Annotated in this window: 16 protein-coding genes; 10 read left to right on the top strand and 6 right to left on the bottom strand. The window is 50.9% G+C overall.

Going from position 1 to position 16,527, the window contains the following annotated elements; genetic code table 11:
• Nucleotides 1-2 precede the first annotated feature (2 nt).
• Together GYMC10_RS08270 and GYMC10_RS08275 are read left to right on the top strand one after the other, a co-directional pair.
• Nucleotides 3-836, top strand: a complete 834-nt coding sequence (locus GYMC10_RS08270; RefSeq protein ID WP_015734103.1) for a carbohydrate ABC transporter permease — start codon at nucleotides 3-5, stop codon at nucleotides 834-836.
• A gap of 100 nt (nucleotides 837-936) precedes the next feature.
• Nucleotides 937-1,152, top strand: coding sequence for a DUF2905 domain-containing protein (locus tag GYMC10_RS08275; protein WP_009591958.1), 216 nt, complete (start codon nucleotides 937-939; stop codon nucleotides 1,150-1,152).
• 184 nt (nucleotides 1,153-1,336) lie between these two features.
• Here the strand turns inward: GYMC10_RS08275 and GYMC10_RS08280 are convergent, their stop codons facing one another.
• The 5 genes from GYMC10_RS08280 to GYMC10_RS08300 form a co-directional block, all read right to left on the bottom strand.
• The gene (locus tag GYMC10_RS08280) at nucleotides 1,337-2,206 is read right to left on the bottom strand and encodes a YitT family protein (protein ID WP_015734104.1); all 870 of its coding nucleotides are present in this window, start codon (nucleotides 2,204-2,206) and stop codon (nucleotides 1,337-1,339) included.
• A gap of 17 nt (nucleotides 2,207-2,223) precedes the next feature.
• Nucleotides 2,224-3,468 (bottom strand): cation:proton antiporter, encoded by a 1,245-nt coding sequence (locus tag GYMC10_RS08285; protein ID WP_015734105.1) that lies wholly within the window; start codon nucleotides 3,466-3,468, stop codon nucleotides 2,224-2,226.
• A gap of 3 nt (nucleotides 3,469-3,471) precedes the next feature.
• Nucleotides 3,472-3,963 (bottom strand): cation:proton antiporter regulatory subunit, encoded by a 492-nt coding sequence (locus GYMC10_RS08290; protein ID WP_009591954.1) that lies wholly within the window; start codon nucleotides 3,961-3,963, stop codon nucleotides 3,472-3,474.
• 235 nt (nucleotides 3,964-4,198) lie between these two features.
• On the bottom strand, nucleotides 4,199-4,543 hold the full coding sequence (locus GYMC10_RS08295) for a hypothetical protein (RefSeq protein ID WP_015734106.1): 345 nt from the start codon (nucleotides 4,541-4,543) through the stop codon (nucleotides 4,199-4,201).
• Nucleotides 4,544-4,684: 141 nt separating this feature from the next.
• A complete protein-coding gene (locus tag GYMC10_RS08300; protein WP_009591956.1) occupies nucleotides 4,685-4,876 on the bottom strand; it encodes a hypothetical protein in 192 nt (63 codons plus the stop codon).
• A gap of 217 nt (nucleotides 4,877-5,093) precedes the next feature.
• Between GYMC10_RS08300 and GYMC10_RS08305 the strand changes: the two genes are divergently transcribed.
• From GYMC10_RS08305 to GYMC10_RS08325, 5 genes are all read left to right on the top strand, one after another.
• A complete protein-coding gene (locus GYMC10_RS08305; protein WP_015734108.1) occupies nucleotides 5,094-5,723 on the top strand; it encodes a stalk domain-containing protein in 630 nt (209 codons plus the stop codon).
• A 47-nt stretch (nucleotides 5,724-5,770) separates the two neighbouring features.
• Nucleotides 5,771-6,202 carry a hypothetical protein gene (locus GYMC10_RS08310; RefSeq protein WP_015734109.1) on the top strand — a complete coding sequence of 144 codons (432 nt, stop codon included), beginning with the start codon at nucleotides 5,771-5,773 and terminating at the stop codon, nucleotides 6,200-6,202.
• A 181-nt stretch (nucleotides 6,203-6,383) separates the two neighbouring features.
• Nucleotides 6,384-7,943: an extracellular solute-binding protein gene (locus GYMC10_RS08315; RefSeq protein ID WP_015734110.1), complete on the top strand. Its 1,560-nt coding sequence runs from the start codon at nucleotides 6,384-6,386 to the stop codon at nucleotides 7,941-7,943.
• Complete coding sequence (locus tag GYMC10_RS08320) at nucleotides 7,925-9,763, top strand: sensor histidine kinase (RefSeq protein ID WP_015734111.1); 1,839 nt, start codon at nucleotides 7,925-7,927, stop codon at nucleotides 9,761-9,763. Before GYMC10_RS08315 ends, GYMC10_RS08320 begins: the two co-directional genes overlap by 19 nt.
• A gap of 38 nt (nucleotides 9,764-9,801) precedes the next feature.
• A complete protein-coding gene (locus GYMC10_RS08325; RefSeq protein WP_015734112.1) occupies nucleotides 9,802-11,412 on the top strand; it encodes a response regulator in 1,611 nt (536 codons plus the stop codon).
• Nucleotides 11,413-11,504: 92 nt separating this feature from the next.
• On the opposite strand, the gene GYMC10_RS32195 is transcribed toward GYMC10_RS08325, so the two are convergent.
• Nucleotides 11,505-11,804: a hypothetical protein gene (locus GYMC10_RS32195; RefSeq protein ID WP_144374213.1), complete on the bottom strand. Its 300-nt coding sequence runs from the start codon at nucleotides 11,802-11,804 to the stop codon at nucleotides 11,505-11,507.
• A 907-nt stretch (nucleotides 11,805-12,711) separates the two neighbouring features.
• Here GYMC10_RS32195 and GYMC10_RS08335 point away from each other — a divergent pair.
• The 3 genes from GYMC10_RS08335 to GYMC10_RS08345 all read left to right on the top strand — a co-directional run bounded on the left by GYMC10_RS08335 (nucleotide 12,712) and on the right by GYMC10_RS08345 (nucleotide 16,438).
• Nucleotides 12,712-13,680 carry an ABC transporter permease gene (locus tag GYMC10_RS08335; RefSeq protein WP_015734114.1) on the top strand — a complete coding sequence of 323 codons (969 nt, stop codon included), beginning with the start codon at nucleotides 12,712-12,714 and terminating at the stop codon, nucleotides 13,678-13,680.
• A gap of 16 nt (nucleotides 13,681-13,696) precedes the next feature.
• Complete coding sequence (locus GYMC10_RS08340) at nucleotides 13,697-14,614, top strand: carbohydrate ABC transporter permease (protein WP_015734115.1); 918 nt, start codon at nucleotides 13,697-13,699, stop codon at nucleotides 14,612-14,614.
• A 285-nt stretch (nucleotides 14,615-14,899) separates the two neighbouring features.
• Nucleotides 14,900-16,438: an extracellular solute-binding protein gene (locus tag GYMC10_RS08345; RefSeq protein WP_015734116.1), complete on the top strand. Its 1,539-nt coding sequence runs from the start codon at nucleotides 14,900-14,902 to the stop codon at nucleotides 16,436-16,438.
• The last annotated feature ends 89 nt before the right edge of the window (nucleotides 16,439-16,527 follow it).

Below are 16,527 nucleotides of genomic sequence, written 5' to 3' on the forward strand. Positions count from 1 at the left end.
GGATGAGAAGAGAAACGCTGGTCAAAATAATCCTCTTGATTTTGTTCTCCATACTGTGCTTTCTGATCCTGGTGCCATTTTATGCCGTCACCATCGCTTCCTTCAAACCCGGCGAGGATTTGATCCGGTATGGCCTGAATTTGAAATTTGATCTGTCGGTGATGAGCTTGGACAATTTCGCCTACCTGTTTACGGGCGATCACTCCTACTTCATGTGGTTTTTTAACTCCTTGCTCCTCACGGTGGTGCAGGTTACGTTAACCCTGTTAGTCAGCGCAACCGTTGCCTATGGGTTTGCAGCCTATGATTTCATCGGCAAGAACTTCTTGTTTATCTGCGTGCTTTTGATTATGATGGTTCCTTTTGAAATTCTTCTTCTTCCGTTATACTCCCTGACGTACAATCTGGGCCTCATGAATACGTACTCGGCGATTGTGCTGCCGGGGATCGCAAGCGCGGCCACGATTTTCTTCTTCAGGCAGTATTTAAGAGGGGTTCCAAAAGAAATGATTGCGGCAGGTCGGGTCGACGGGGCCAGCGAATACGGGATCTATGTACGGTTGATCCTGCCCGTGATGAAGCCGTCCTTTGCAGCCATGGCGATTCTGAACGGCATGAACAGCTGGAACAATTTCCTGTGGCCGTTCATGGTGCTCAGCGATGATCGCAAGTACACGCTTCCGATCGGGTTGAAAACGCTGTTGACTCCTTACGGGAACAACTATGATTTATTGATCGTCGGCTCCTTTTTCTCGATCATCCCGATTTTCATCTTGTTCATGGCCTTCCAGAAATATTTCATTGACGGGATGACAGCGGGGGCGGTGAAAGGCTGATCGTTCGGTCGGTATGACCGGTCCTGCCCTTGCTGTCGGCACCTCAAATCCATTATGATACAAGGAAACCTGCGTATTTTGATGAATGAGGTGACATATCGTGCATCCTGTGACAAAGGCTCTACTATGGATTGGCGGCGCTCTGATCGTGATCGGGCTGCTGTGGCCTGTCATCGGCCGATTCGTCGGCCGGCTGCCGGGCGACATCGTCGTGGATAAACCCAATGTCAAAATTTATTTTCCGATCGTAACCTGCCTCGTCATCAGCGTGGTGGGCTCGTTGATTCTGTTTCTGATCCAGCAGTTTCGCAAGTAGTCGGGATTTCATAAGAAAAACGTCTATCGACGTACTTTCTCAGAAGACACAGACCGCGGTTAGGGGATGTTTTTCTTGCGATATCAGGAAGGCCTAAGCTTCGGAGTTTATACTTTCTGATATCTAAAAAAACAGGCCGGTTAGGGGAAACCCTTAACCGGCCTGTTTACGTGGAACAGCCGTTTTATTTTTGGATGATGGTGATTTCGGCATTCGGATCCAGGCTAAACACGATGGATTTGAACCTGGGCATTTCCAGAATGTGAACCCGGTAGACCAGCTGCTGCGAATGGGCGGCGTCACCGTGGTTCGCGCCTTCACCCTCGGCATGTGCCGATTGGGGATCATACCCCATGATGGCTTTCATGGTGTGCCGGATTTCCGCTTCGCTGATGCTTCGAATCCGTACCTCCCGTTTAAGGGGAAGGCTTGAAGTCGTAACGCGCCCCGTCTCCAGTGCCATCAGGCACGCGATGGCGGAATACATCGCCCGTTCCCAGCCGAGGAGGAGCCCCGCCAAAGTCAGTACCAACAGATTGATCATGATATGGACGTAGGGCAGCTTCAGCCGGGTCAGCAGCTGCGATAGCTGCTGGGGGATCTTCGGCATCTGGAGCGTATCCAGGACGACGCCGTAACGAAGGCCGATGCCGATGCCGAGACCGAGGAAAATGCCGCCGATGCCTGCGCTCCCGATCTTGCTGTCGATGAGAGCGGGGATCGGAAAGAACAGGATCGAGCATACGGAAAACGTAAGCAGTCCGACGGTTGCGATGACGGCTTTTTCCCGGTTCGACCGGCGATAGGCCAGCAGAAGCAAGGGCAGATTTAATGCAAACAAAAACATGCCCGTATGAAGTCCCGTCAGATGCGAAGCGAGCGCAGAGATTCCTGTTACGCCGCCCGCGATGATTCCGCTAGGAACAAGAAATAAATCCAAACCGAACGCTGCGATCAGGCCTCCGATGGCAGCCATGCTCAGTCTTCTTCGTGTACTTGCCTTGCTTGCGGCCTCTTGTGCACCGTTCGTTGTCCGAACCGGGGCTTGAACCATAGGCAATGTACCCTCCTTTATCCGCTGGCACTTTCATCCTTTAGCTTCGGTTTAACCGGTTTCTTCTCCTTATGATCTTTAAATTTAAATATTTTGTTCAAGAAGTTATAGACGTGCTTGGACTCCTTGGTCAGCAGCGGTCCGAGTATGGCGAGTATCAGTACATACAGGGCCGCGAACGGTTGAATGAAGGTTGCAAGCCCGCCGGCTTTCCCCATATTGGCGAGAATGATGGAAAACTCCCCGCGGGATACAATCGTCAGACCGATATTGGAGGATGCTTTCGAAGACAATCCGGCGCTGCGGCCGGCAAGCATGCCTGCAATGAAGTTGCCAAGTAGCGTGATGATCACGGCGATCAGCGATAACCACACAGCTCCGCCAAGCTCGGACGGTACTATCGTTAAACCGAAGCTAAAGAAGAATATGGCTCCAAAGAAATCGCGGAATGGTAATATCAAATGCTCAATGCGTTCACGATGCTCGGTCTCGGCCAGAACAAGCCCGACGAGCAGCGCGCCGATGGCCTCGGCAACATGAATCGTTTCAGCGAATCCTGCGAGAAGGAACAACGCGCCGAATACGACCAAGGCAAACAATTCGTTAGACCGTATATTCAATGCTTTATTCAGAAGCGGTACGGCTTTACGCCCGACAATAATGACTAGCAGCATAAATCCAAGAGCGATCACGGCAGATATCAGGACGCCGCCCAGCGACGAGGAGCCGCTCAATACGAGCCCGGAAAGAATCGAGATATATACAGCGAGGAATACATCCTCAAACATGATGATCCCGAGGATCATCTCGGTCTCCGGATTCGCCGTTCTTCTCAAGTCGACCAGCACCTTGGCTACGATAGCGCTCGAGGAGATGGTCGTTATGCCTGCGACAATGAGCGTCTCCGCCAAGGGAAATCCGGCAAAGATCCCGATCATCAGTCCAAGCGTAAAGTTAATGGCAATGTAGATGCTGCCACCCACCACGATGGATCTACCCGATTTGATCAATCGGCCGACCGAGAACTCGAGTCCGAGATAGAACAGAAGGAAGAGTACGCCGATCCGCCCCATAAAGTCGATGAGCGGAGCACTTTCTATAAAACGAAAATCGAAAGATCCAAAATGAAAAGCATGAGGCCCAACCGCCATCCCCACCAGAATATAGAAAGGGACGACGGAAAACCGGAGTTTAGCTGATAGCAACCCCGCCAGGGCGATCAAGGCAATCGCCAATCCTACTTCTAAAACCAAATGATCCATTCATCAACCACGTCCGTTCATCAAGATTTGTTTAAATAGCCGCTGTTGTTGACGTTCACCCACGACGACGAGCGTCGAATCCGGTGTAATGATAACGTCAGGCCCGGGATTGATTTGTTTGCTGTTTTTGTCAACTCTTGCAATGATGGTTGCGCCTGAGGCTTGGCGTACGCCCAGATCGCCAATCGATTTACCTGCCCCGTAATAGTGGGGCTCGATGCGGTACCACTCGATGATCAATTCATCCAGCGCCATGTCGATCGTTTCGAGCGCCTTCGGTTTATACGTGAGACCGCCGACGATGGCCGCAATTTGACGGGCCTCGTCATCGTCCAGGGAAATCATGGAGATGCTTTCGTCCGGATCGTCATATTCATAATGGTACATTTCACGGCGGCCGTCGTCATGAATGATGATGACCAGTTTATCGCCACCGCGGGTATCAATTACGAATTTCTTACCGATTCCAGGCAAATCTGTTTCGCGAACATGCATAGATTAGAGTCCTCCTAAGAAAATACACTTTTTAGTTGTTTTGCACACCGATCACACGGATATCAAAAATACACGCAGCCAAATAAAACAATCCATTCACGATGAAATTGCACAGTCTTTAATAAACCCTGATGCACAGGTCAATCCGCACAGGCTTTATGTTGTTGCATGGGAAAAGAAAAATTGGCAAATTTAAGAAACCGCAGTCAGTTGGAATGCGAAAAAGTGTGGAGGACTAGACGAACTTCGATGTGTATTTAATGGGGAATAATACTAAAAGCCGGAGTCGAAGCGGAATAATCGGCCGATAGGGCAGACGTGTTTTGGGAGCCTGCTGCATCACAATGGCCGACATCAATAAGAACAGCGCTATGGTATTGCCGGCTGCCTTAAGTTTGGAGAGAATTTGAGAGTGTTTCAGAACAGCCGCTTTCAGATGATGGTCATGCTTGTAAACATACCGCTCATCTTGGGTTTCGTTGCTGTAATACTCCTGGACGGGAATGTACAGGGCAAATGCCGTAACCAGAACAAGCACCAGCATCCATGCAATTCTTGCCGTTTTTAAGAAACAGTTCACGGTTACTCCCCCCTTCGTCCCAAGCTTCTATGTTAATCATAACATAAAAATAATCGTTCTCAAAATGAGAACGATAAATTATTTTTGAACACTTTTACAGATCGATTCAATTTTTTACATTATATAGAAGCGATGCTTCTTCTATTTTTTGCGAAGCTTATCATAGTTTTCCGTATCGGGCCCGATATCGGCTTTCGCTTGATCCTTGTCTTCCAAAACGCCGAGTACAAGATCGTCGAGTTTATCGGTTGCGGCCTGATCCGGACGGTCGGGCTCGGGAATCGGGTCCACGCCGGGGAATTGACCGTCAAATTCAGGTTTCTTTTTGCTCATTAGGCTCTCATTCCTTTCTGGCAATATTGTGGCACAAAAGGATCTGTTATATGTAACGAATAAACGCGGGAGATGGAAGTGAAACAATGCAGGAACGTCGGCCTGGTAACAATTCATAACAATTCACCTTCTATATAATGTAACTCTATATATCAATCAGCTATATAAGAATATGCTAGAATAGTAGAGGAATATTATACCAGGGGGTTATTTAGGCATGAAGAAAAAATGGATAGGCTGCACCCTTGCTTTATTGCTTGTATCCGGCTCTGTCGTATCTGCGCATCCGGGACGAACGGATGCCAACGGAGGGCATACCTGCCGAACCAATTGCGAACGCTGGGGTCTGTCATATGGCGAGTATCATTATCATAACGGCGGTGGGAGCTCTTCCGGAAGCAAGTCGTCCCCATCCGCGCCTAAGTCGAAATCATCGCAAAAGAGCACGGTTAAGCCTGCAGCGCCGAAGCCCGCGGCTCCGGCTTATGCTAAGTCCGGCCTTAAGGTTTACGTCAACGGCAGCGTGGTGAAATTTGATAGCGAGCCATTGGTGTATAACAACATCAACCTGGTGCCGCTGCGGGAAATTGCGGAGGGCATGGGGGCTAAGGTCAACTGGAATCGCGATGCGGCCAGCATCGGCGTGCAGAGAGGCAATCATAAAGTCACGCTCACGATCGGAAGCAAAACCGTTTATTATAATGGCAAATCGGAAACCGTTGCGGTCGCTCCCAAAGTGATGGACGGCGTGACGTATGTTCCCGTTCAGGTGTTTGCACGGGGGCTGGGCGCTGGCGTGAACTATACCGAGCATGATAAAATTCTGAGAATATCGTTTAAGGAATAAAATAAACACGGGTTCCATTTTGCGAACAGAGAGGGGAAGAGTTTGCTTTGAGTTTTTTTGATAAATTTAAAGCCGGTGTATCGGACGCCGGAAACAAAGCTAAAACGCTGGTGGAGATCAATCGCTTAAAGCTGCAGAACAACGGCAAAAAAAGCGATATCGACGAACAGCTCCTGGAAATCGGCAAGGTTGTATTCGCTTCAACCGAAGCAGGGAAGTGGCCGCCTGATCAGGAGAGCATCCAAGACTACGTGGCCAAGATTCACCAATTGAATTTCGAAATCGAACAAAATCTGCTCCAGATTGCCAACCTTACGGATGAGAAAATATGCCGAGGGTGCGGGAACAGTTCAGCCGTGAATGCCAAATTTTGCGCCCACTGCGGCCGTACGTTCGAAGTGATTCAAGTTCAAACGGAAGAGCAGCGCAAAGAGGTTCCGCTGCTGGAGGATGGCGGCGACCAAGAGGAGCCGAAATAGAAGCTGTTTGCTTCATGAATAGCCGTACCCTGGTTCGCGAATGACCAGGGTCGGCTTTTTCTTTTTGTCCGGGGTGAAGGAAGCAGCGCTTTATTAGGAGAATGATTATTAAGGTGATCTTACTCACGACATCATCTTTATATAGTAATATTAGCTTACTAGCTGGAGGGAGTGAGGACATATGCCGAAGAACAAGGCCTGTAATGATGAATTTAGTCAACATGGGGATCGAGGGGTGTCAAGGCTGCTTAAAGGTAACGTTCTATTGCTTCCCGTATGCGTAATTTTGATGCTCCTTGCTGCCGGGTGCAACGGCCCGGGGTCTTCGGAGGAGGAGAATCCGCCGGAGAACCTCCCCAAGGGCGCATCCATCAACATCGTCATTTCCAGTCTGGGGATGACGTTCCCTGCAGGATTGGACGAGAATGACAATCCGTACCTGAATTACATTGAAGAGCGTACGGGGCTCGAGATCGGAGTCAATCTTCCTCCGCCCGAGGTATACAACGAGAAGCTCGACGTCATTATGTCCTCAGGCAATTTGCCGGATATGCTCCATACGTACGAGCCGGTGTGGTTCGACAATTACGTTAAGCAGAAGGCATTTATGCCGCTGGATGAATTAATCGACGAGTACGGCCCCCACCTGAAAGAAAAAATTCCGCCGGAGGTCTGGGATCGGGTCCGATACGGCGGTAAAATCTATGCGGTTCCGAGCTTGAATGAGGTGACGGGAGCCGAATTGATGTATGTCCGGAAGGACTGGCTCGATCGGCTCGGCTTACAGCCGCCCGAAACGCTGGAGGAATATTACGAAGTCATTCGTGCCTTCACCCTGGATGATCCTGACGGCAATGGCGTCCAGGATACGATCGGTTTAACCTTGACCTCGAGCCTGGGAAGGTCCTCGCCGTTTTTCGGCGCTTTCGGCACGCAGCGAAATACGTGGTTTGAACGGGACGGGCAGCTGGTGAACGGAAGCATTTTGCCGGAAACGAAGGAAGCCCTCGCCTTTTTTGCCAAGCTGTATCAGGAGAACCTGCTCGATCGGGAATTTCCTTTAAACCTGCAAAACAATCTGTTCGAAAAAATAGAAAACGGCACGGTCGGCCTGTTCTCCGCGGCTTGGTACGATACGCGCGGACCGATTGCGGCCAATATGAGCAAGGACCCCGAGGCCGAATGGATGCCGCTTCCGTATCCGACGGGACCGGACGGATTTAAAGGCGTTGAAGGGAAGGACATCATACGAGGTTATAACGTCATACCGGCCGAATCGGAGAAGGCTGCCGAAGTGATCCGGTTTCTGGACTTCATTGCCAGCGACTACAAGACGTTGAAGCTCGGCTTCGAGAACGAAATCTGGCGCTGGGAGGACGGGGCGATCGTTACGGATTTCGCGCTGCACGACAAGCATTTATACCGCGGCATTTACCAGTCCCTTGTCGACGTGCCGGATCAATTGCTGTTCAAGGAACGGCTTGACTCGCTCGGAGACTTCAATCTTTACAACAATCTGCAGCTGATCAATCAGCATATTATTCCGAATGCATTCTACGGAGTTCCTACCCCCGGGATGACGAAATACAACACGAAGCTTAAAAATCTGGAGGATGTGTTCACGAAAATCATCATGGGGCTAGAGCCGCTGGACGCATTCGACGACTATGTGAAGACCTGGAAGGAAGAAGGGGGAGATGAAATCACGAAGGAAGTGAATGAATGGTACTCCAAACAATAATGCTGGCGGCCAAGAGCGCGGGGGACAGAGTGATCGACTTGTTTCGCTGGATCCGGGATCGGTTTTCCCAGAACATTCAAACCCGCTTGACCGGTTATTTTCTGCTGATCCTGCTGCCGCTGGTCATTATCAGCCTCTTCGCCGTAGAGCGGTCCCGGGATATTCTCTACGAGCAGGCGGTGGGGAGGACGGAGATGGCGCTGTCGTCGGCGATGAATCATTTTGATCTGGCGCTGCAAAACGTGGAGGAGATATCGACCCTGATTGCAGGGGATCCAGGAATGAACGAGCTTCTTAACAAAAACAGCACCAACTTCTCCCCTCAATCGATCGTGGATTTCTCGCACATTTTGGAGCAGCTGTCGAATTCCGTATCGGTAAACCGGTTCGTATCCCAAATCACGGTGTATCATCGGGCTTCCAACATGTTCATTTCTACCCATTACGGCGGCAAAAAGCTGACGGGCGAGACGCAGCAGGAATGGCTGGTGGAAGCAGCGCGACGGAACGGAACGGGGATTTCCTACGTCATGTCGGAAGCCCCAGTGGCGGAGGGCATTACGTTTGGCCAGATGACCAATACGGACAGCATCTCCCTGATTCGGGCCATGGACCTGTACAACAGCGAACGGCAGTCGAACCTGCTGGTGGTGTCTTTTAATAAAAGCAAGCTGCTGAATATCATCAAGACGCTGCTTCCGTCCGAGAACAGCCGCATCGCCCTGCTGAACGAAAGGGGAGAAGTGGTGGTGGAGACCGGAAGAGTGTATGAGGAGGACATTACCGAGAAGGATATGACCGTCACGATTGATTCGGATTACTCCACATGGCGTCTTGAGCTGGTTCAGCCGAAAAGCGAGCTGTACAAAGAGACCGATCAGCTGCGCCTGTTCACGGTTGCGATCATCGGGCTGAGCATCCTGCTGGCCATTATCATTTCATGGGTGGTGTACAGCGGGATTGCCTCACCTGTGTTGAAATTGTCGCGCGGGATGAAGCGGCTCAGCAGCGGAGAGCTGAACATTCATGTCGACACCAAGCGGAAGGACGAATTCGGTTTTCTCATCCAGTCGTTTAATAAAATGGCTGTCGTGCAGAAGCATCTGATCGAGGATCATTACGAGCAGCAGCTGCGATTGACGACAACGGAGCTGAAGTTCCTGCAATCCCAGATCAATCCGCATTTTCTGTATAACACCCTCGATTCGATTTATTGGACGGCCAAAAACTACGATGCGGATGAGATCAGCGAGATGGTGATGAACCTGTCGAAGTTTTTCCGGTTGAGCCTGAACAAGGGCAGGCAGGTGTTTACGATTGAGGAGAGCATTACCCACCTGCACTACTATCTACGAATCCAGCAGCTTCGTTTCATGGACAATTTCATCGTGGATTATCAAATTTCGGAAGAGAGCAAGGGGGTTCCGATTCTCAAGCTCCTGCTTCAGCCTTTGGTGGAAAATGCCATCATTCACGGCATGGAGGGCAAATCCTCGGGAGGGAGCCTGGTCATCTCCAGCCGGATTGAAAAAGGGCATACGGTGGTTATCAGCGTACAGGATAACGGGCCGGGGATCAGCGAAGAGCGGCTGCGCTACATCCAGCATGAGCTGGAGATGATGGGCTCGCGCAGCGTGCCCGCGTCTTCCCAGGATGAAGAGCATGTGAAGGATCTGTTCGGTCTACGGAACGTGCTTGGCCGAATGAAGCTGTATTATGGCAGAGAAGCGGATCTGACGGTACACAGCGTGGCAGGGGAAGGCACCACCGTCACGATTTCCATCCCGCTGGATCGCTGCAAGGAATTTAACCTGAAATAGACACTTATATAGAGATGCTCGAAAGGGGAACAAACCGAATGAATCTCATGATCGTGGAAGATGAACCCCGGCTGCGCAACGCACTGGCTTACAATATCCCATGGGACAAGCATGGGATTGAAGTTGTGGGCATGGCATCCAACGGCATCGAAGCCCTTGAGCTGGTTGGCCGAAAAAAACCCGATATGATGCTGATCGATGTGCAGATGCCTGAAATGGACGGGCTGACGCTCCTCGGCGAGCTGCGAAGCCGGCAGGACATCAGCCGATTGACGAAAATGATCATCCTGAGCGGACATGACAACTTCGAATTTGCGCAGCTGGCGCTGGAATACGGGGTGTCCAAATATTTATTGAAGCCCGCCGGCGAGGAAGACATTCTCGAAGCGGTGCTTGAAGCGAGGCAGCAGCTGCGGGAGGACTTGGAGCAGTGGCAGCGCAAGGCGGCTTTGGAGCAGAAATGGAAGGACAATCTGCCGCATTTGCAAAATCTCTTTTTTATCCAATGGGTCAGCGGCAAATATACAAAACAGGACGTCCTTACCAAGGGCAGGGAATTATATATTTCATTGAAGGAGAATGACCGCATCGCCGTCGCCGTGGTGGATCTGGACCCCTTGCCGGAGAGCGAGACCCGCTTTCAGCGGGGGGATGTCGAGCTGCTGCAGTTTACGATGCAGTGCCTGGCCAAGGAGCTGCTGTCCCATCCATCGCTCTGGATCACGTCGGATTCAGGCAATATGCTCCTGATGGTCCTGATCCTGGAGGAAAGCCAGGATGCCAAGGAAGCCATGCTGCGGCTGAATGCGGACGTATCCAAGCTCCTCTCCCAAACGAGGGAGGTGCTGAAGATAACGGCCAGCGCCGGCATCTGTGCATCCACCGGGACGATCGAGGAGATGAGCCTCTTGTATGCGCAGGCTTGCCGGGCGCTTCAGGAGCGCGTCGTGTATGGACACGACCTCGCGATTCCTTACCGGGAGCAGCTCCAGCGGGATATTCAGGGCGTGATCGTGCAGCAGAACCTGGAGAAGACGCTGGAGATCGCGCTGGAAACGGCGGATGAAACGAAGGCGCTGGAGGCGTTGAAGGGATTATGGGAGGAAGCCTTCTCGAGGTCCGAATCCTCGGACGAATTCCAGGAGGCGGTGCTTTACATGAACAGCTTCTTTACCCGCATGATCCAGAAGCAGGGCTGGACGGTAAAAAGAGTCGTCGGCGACGATATCGAATATTTCCACAACGTCAAGCTGCTGAGCACCAAAATGCAAACCTGGTCGCTCCTGGAGCGAACGGTGAAGCATATCATCACGTTTATGGGCGAACAGCGGAAAACGACAAGCAATCAGGTGGTAAAGGACATTCTGAACCTGCTCGAGGAGGAGATGGACCAGGAAATTACGCTGCACACGGTAGCGGACCGGCTTTACGTGAATTCTTCCTACCTCAGCCGGCTGTTCAAGCAGGAAATGGGGGTCGTCTTCTCCGCTTACGTGCTGGAACGCAAAATGGAGCGGGCCAAGTCGCTGCTGCAGGACGGTCTCAAGGTGTACGACGCCGCCCGGCTGGTCGGGTACCGCGATGTCAGTTATTTCACCAAGGTGTTTCGGAAGTATTGGGGCGTGAACCCGGGGGAATTCAAGGGATAAGGATATGGGAGAGGCCGTACGGCACTGCTGCACACATCTGAAAGCCCGCTGCGGGGCCGTATCGTTCCTCCAATCGCTGTTGTCGCCGAATTTCAGGAATGATGATGACAGCGGAAGAAATTCGGCTCCAAAGGCAACCGCTTCGCTTTTCCGGAATCGATTCGCCCTCTCCGCTGGTCCGCGTGGGGTCCAACCCCCTCCATATCCTCTCCCAATTGGTCGGGGAAGGGAGAGAGGTGGAAGCCCGCTGCGGGGCTGTATCGTTCCTCCAATCGCTGTTGTCGCCGAATTTCCTGGAATGATGATGACAGCGGAAGAAATTCGGCTCCAAAGGCGACCGCTAACGCTTTTCCGGAATCGATTCGCCCTCTCCGCTGGTCCGCGTGGGGCACCCCCCTCCATATCCTCTCCCAATTGGTCGGGGAAGGGAGAGATGTGGAAGCCCGCTGCGCGGCCGTATCGTTCCTCCAATCGCTGTTGTCGCCGAATTTCCTGGAATGAATGTTACAGCGGAAGAAATTCGGCTCCAGTCAATGCTTTCGATGGGAGTTTTCCGTTGGAAAACTTTCGGGCGAGCGCTAACGCTTTTCCGGAATCGATTCGTCCGCTCCGCTGATCCGCGTGGGTCCCCCATCCTCCCCCTATTAGGATGGGGGAGGGGGCAAAACGCAGCGCAGCAGAGCGTGCGCAGTTACATAAACCATGCAAACGAGCCGTTCGGGGCCAACATCCCGAGCGGCTCGTTTGCGTTTACCCCCAGCCCCAACCATCGGCAGGGCGGAAGTAATCACCCGCGCGAATGGTTGAGGCTATGGAGGCCACGCTCGCGGAGCAGAGGAGGCCTCGCTTGACGACGAAGCACGGCATTGCCGTGTTTCGAATGCCAACGCCATGATTGAATCAGCTTCAACGGAGCAGGCGGAATTGTTCTGGAGAAGCGGCAGCGGTCCCCTTTATCCCCGGATTTCCACATTGTCTATCCATTCGGATGAAATCCGGGGGTAACAGGGATCGGAAGAACAATCCGCATGCGGAGTGATGTACAACCCTCTTTTTTAGCAGCGTATGCTTTGAAATCCAGTTATGAATTTCGTTGCCAACGGTTCGCCGATCATCACAAGTTAACATCCCATGAAACACCCACCGCAGCCCCATGGCATAATTACTGACGTCCGTGCCCCAACACAACATCAGATTACCATAAATAGTAATGATCCTCGCCTACTCAGTCCCGGCGCAGGGAATTACAATTTGTAGTAACCAAGGAGATTGAATCAATAGAAAGGGGGAGACGAGTCGATGAAACCCACGTTAGAACCATCGCCCGCACCGCATAGAGAGATGAAGCCAAAACGAGGGTATTGGGGGCGTTTAGGGTCCGATATATGGAAAGAGTGGGATCTTTATCTGCTGCTCGTGCCGGGCATTCTGTTCATTTTATTGTTCAAGTACACGCCGATGTACGGGATCACGATCGCATTTAAGGATTTCAACATTTTCACCGGATTTGCCGACAGCCCGTGGGTAGGATGGAAGCATTTCGAGAAGCTGTTCACGTCGCCGGATTTTGCTCAGGTATTCAAAAATACGGTCATCATCAGCTTCCTGAAAATCGTGATCTTGTTTCCGCTCCCTATCATTATCGCACTGATGCTCAATGAGCTGAGGCATATGGTATTTAAACGCACGGTGCAAACCGTCATCTATCTTCCGCATTTCCTGTCCTGGGTCATCGTTGGCGGATTGTTTATCGATTTGCTCTCAACGAATGGAGGAATCGTCAACAAATTGCTGGTGTCGCTGGGCATGGAGCAGATTGCGTTCTTCCTGGATAACAGCGTGTTCCGCAGTGTGCTGATCACGTCGGCCGGCTGGAAGGAAACGGGCTGGAGCACCATCGTATACTTGGCAGCGTTTACAATGATCGATCCGATGCTGTATGAAGCGGCGAAGATCGACGGGGCCGGACGATGGAAGCAGCTGTGGCATATCACACTGCCGGGGATTGCTCCAATCATTGTCCTGATGTTTATCCTGCGGCTGGGGAATGTGCTGGAAGCGGGAACCGAGCAGATTCTGGTCATGTACAATCCTGTGGTGTACCAGGTGTCGGATGTCATTGGTACCTATGTTTACCGGCAAGGCCTAGGCAACCAGGATTACAGCTTCTCGACCGCGGTCGGCTTGTTCGAAGCGGTGATATCGTTCACGTTAGTCATCATCGGCAATGCCATGAGCAGAAAATACTTACAGCGCGGGATCTGGTAAAGAAAGGGTGGCACAAATGGATCACAAAAAAGCTTTGGAAGGAACTAACACCACCCGAGGTGTCATCAAAACGTCGTTCTCGGAAAAATGCTTCTCGGTATTCAATTATACGTTCTTTATCGTGATGGGTTTAACGACCCTGCTGCCTTTCCTGAACCTGATCGCCAAATCCTTGAGCAGCGAGGGGGCCGTCATATCGGGCAAGGTGGGGCTGCTTCCGGTCGGGGTTCAATTCGAAACGTACAAGTATGTGCTGCAGGATTCCATGTTCTTGAATTCGCTCAAGGTGTCCATCTTTCTGACGATCATCGGAACGGCTTGCAGCTTGTTTTTGACCACGCTGACGGCTTATCCGTTGTCCAAATACCGGCTGCGCGGACGGAAAGGCCTTCTGTTGATCTTCGTATTCACGATGCTCTTCAGCGGCGGACTGATTCCGACTTACCTGCTCATGCAGAATTTGAATCTGGTGAACTCCTTCCCGGTGTTATTCCTGCCGGCGATGGTGAACGTGTACAACATGCTGATCATCAAAAACTATTTTGAAGGTCTTCCGGATGAGCTGGAGGAATCCGCCAAGCTGGACGGCGCGGGGAACATCCGCATTTTGGTTTCGGTCATCGTGCCGCTCTCGCTCCCCGTCATGGCAACGATCGGTTTGTTCTTTGCGGTTGCTTTCTGGAACGACTATTTTGCAGCGATGATCTACATTACCGATCCGGCGATCAAACCGATGCAGCTGTACCTGAAGGAACTGCTGGTTTCGTCCAGCGGGGATTTCCTGAAGGACAATGTCGACGCCGCGATCAACGCAACGCCGCAGTCCATACAAGCTTCGTCGATCCTGCTGGCAACGATCCCGATTTTGCTGGTGTATCCGTTCCTGCAAAAGTATTTTGTCAAAGGCGTGCTGGTGGGTTCGGTTAAAGGTTAGATTCATCAGGTTTTCTGAAGATATCAGAAAGTATAAACTTTGGAGGATCTGCCGCTTGAATATCGCAAGAAAAACTACCGCTAAACGCGGTCTATCTTCTTTGAGAGTACGTCGATAGACGTTTTTCTTAACATGATTATAATTTCCGGGGTCCCCGCAAAGTACCTGAATGGACTTCGGAGCAAGGCCCCGCTTTGTGGGGTTATCTTATAAAGGTGGTGATGCGCTTCGTATTGCTCAGATGGCAGAATTCATTGAATTTCTCAATCACAAGGAGGGTTATCCATGATCAAGATTAAAAAATCCGCGGTACTGGCCGGGATTCTCGGATTCACGCTGGCGCTGTCCGGATGCGGCGGCGGGGGAGGCGGCACAACGAACACGCCGGCGGCTCAACCATCGGACACACCGGCAAGCACCCCGAAAGACGACGGGAACAAAGACACAACGGCTGAAAAACCAGGGCTGCGCATGATCATGCAGTATGGATTGTTTGATCCGAAGACCGAATATGTAGCCAAATACATCCAGGAGAGAACTGGATTTAATGTGGAATATGAACTGCTACCGGCCGAGAACGCGGATGAGAAGCTGAACCTGCTTGTAACCGGTAAAAATAATTATGATATCGTGAAATTAAATGCAATGCAGTTTTATAATCTCGCATCTGCAGGAGCCCTGGAGCCAATCGATGAGCTTCTTGAATCTCATGGGAATTATATCAAACAATCCATAAAACAAGAGTCCTTTGGCAGTGCAACGATCGACGGGAAAATCTTTGGTATCCCAGAGACTGGGGCAGGCGTAAGCATCGGCGAGGCACTGGTGGTCAGACAGGATTGGATGGATGAATTAGGCCTAGCTACACCTACAAACACCGATGAGCTTTACAATGTGCTTAAAACAATTAAAGAGAAGAAGAATGTTATTCCACTCACAGTGAGCAATAAGGCTCCAGCTATCTATGGCAACATTGCCGCAACATTTGGCGTTTTCACCGATTGGAAGGAAGTCGATGGCAAATTGGTGCATCGGGCTGAACTGCCTGAAATGAAAGAATATCTTACTTTTATGAACAAACTGTACAAAGAAGGATTGCTTGATACCGAGACCCCAATTAATACCGCACAGAAATCCATTGAAAAATTTTCGGGTGGTAAAGCTGCGATGTATGAACTGCCTTGGTGGAGCGCCGGGACAACGATTGAGGCACTGACGAAAAATTCCCCGGAAGCAAAAACATCCATTATCCCGTACCTGAAGGGCAAAGATGGTAAGGCTGCTATTGGAGTTAAAACGAATACAACTTGGTATGTGGCTATCCTGAAATCTTCGAAGAACAAGGAAGCTGCCATGGATTTCCTCAATGCGAAGTTGGAGCCTGAGACATTTAAAGGCATAGCGCTTGGTAAGGAAGGCGTACACCATGAAGTTAAGGATGAGAAATACTATCCGATTCTGCCGATATTTAACGATGAACTGAATAATGCAAGCAACTTCCTAACTGGGGTAGATGAAGAAAAGTATCCGATCTACTGGCAAGCACGTGTACGTAAAGATCCTGTTCTTCAGGCGCATTTCGAAGAGTATCAGAAAAATGCCGAAGGAATTATGGTTGTAGATCCTATGTCGACAGCTCCGCCTATTGATGCCGTATCCAAAAACCAGCTGAAATTGTCGACTATGCTCGATGACAATGTGCTGCAATTCATTTCCGGAGCGAAGCCGATTGATGCTTACGATCAATTCCTGGCTCAATGGAGAGCCGAAGGTGGAGCCGATATGGTGACCGCAGCAAATGAATGGTTTCAATCCACGAAGTAAATGACCTAAACGAAAAAGCAGTCTGCGCAAGCAGCTGCTTTTTCAAAATTCGTAAAGGGGGTGACTGTTGAATTTATATTCACGTGATC

Origin of the sequence: Paenibacillus sp. Y412MC10 (assembly GCF_000024685.1) — a bacterium.
Classification (GTDB): Bacteria; Bacillota; Bacilli; order Paenibacillales; family Paenibacillaceae; genus Paenibacillus_AQ; species Paenibacillus_AQ lautus_A.

Coding starts and splice junctions, on each gene's coding strand:
- GYMC10_RS08280 (WP_015734104.1), bottom strand. CDS start 2,206: ATGGTTCAAGCCCCGGTTCGGACAACGAACGGTGCACAAGAGGCCGCA.
- GYMC10_RS08325 (WP_015734112.1), top strand. CDS start 9,802: ATGAATCTCATGATCGTGGAAGATGAACCCCGGCTGCGCAACGCACTG.
- GYMC10_RS08305 (WP_015734108.1), top strand. CDS start 5,094: ATGAAGAAAAAATGGATAGGCTGCACCCTTGCTTTATTGCTTGTATCC.
- GYMC10_RS08345 (WP_015734116.1), top strand. CDS start 14,900: ATGATCAAGATTAAAAAATCCGCGGTACTGGCCGGGATTCTCGGATTC.
- GYMC10_RS08320 (WP_015734111.1), top strand. CDS start 7,925: ATGGTACTCCAAACAATAATGCTGGCGGCCAAGAGCGCGGGGGACAGA.
- GYMC10_RS08315 (WP_015734110.1), top strand. CDS start 6,384: ATGCCGAAGAACAAGGCCTGTAATGATGAATTTAGTCAACATGGGGAT.
- GYMC10_RS08270 (WP_015734103.1), top strand. CDS start 3: ATGAGAAGAGAAACGCTGGTCAAAATAATCCTCTTGATTTTGTTCTCC.
- GYMC10_RS08340 (WP_015734115.1), top strand. CDS start 13,697: ATGGATCACAAAAAAGCTTTGGAAGGAACTAACACCACCCGAGGTGTC.
- GYMC10_RS08300 (WP_009591956.1), bottom strand. CDS start 4,876: ATGAGCAAAAAGAAACCTGAATTTGACGGTCAATTCCCCGGCGTGGAC.
- GYMC10_RS08290 (WP_009591954.1), bottom strand. CDS start 3,963: ATGCATGTTCGCGAAACAGATTTGCCTGGAATCGGTAAGAAATTCGTA.
- GYMC10_RS08285 (WP_015734105.1), bottom strand. CDS start 3,468: ATGGATCATTTGGTTTTAGAAGTAGGATTGGCGATTGCCTTGATCGCC.
- GYMC10_RS08335 (WP_015734114.1), top strand. CDS start 12,712: ATGAAACCCACGTTAGAACCATCGCCCGCACCGCATAGAGAGATGAAG.